Origin of the sequence: Pseudomonas sp. PS01301, from assembly GCF_029960215.1 — a bacterium.
GTDB lineage: Bacteria > Pseudomonadota > Gammaproteobacteria > Pseudomonadales > Pseudomonadaceae > Aquipseudomonas > Aquipseudomonas coleopterorum.
This window is the reverse complement of the sequence record NZ_JASCPM010000149.1, coordinates 1-255: the sequence shown is the minus strand read 5'-3', so window position 1 is coordinate 255 and position 255 is coordinate 1. Positions and strand designations below refer to the sequence as shown.

1 rRNA gene is annotated in these 255 nt (G+C 52.2%); it reads right to left on the bottom strand.

The features are described 5' to 3' along the window. Positions 1–255: ribosomal RNA gene (locus QMX89_RS22910) — 16S ribosomal RNA — on the bottom strand; the annotation flags it as partial.

Below are 255 nucleotides of genomic sequence, written 5' to 3'. Positions count from 1 at the left end.
TCGCCACTGGTGTTCCTTCCTATATCTACGCATTTCACCGCTACACAGGAAATTCCACCACCCTCTGCCCTACTCTAGCTTGCCAGTTTTGGATGCAGTTCCCAGGTTGAGCCCGGGGATTTCACATCCAACTTAACAAACCACCTACGCGCGCTTTACGCCCAGTAATTCCGATTAACGCTTGCACCCTCTGTATTACCGCGGCTGCTGGCACAGAGTTAGCCGGTGCTTATTCTGTCGGTAACGTCAAGACAG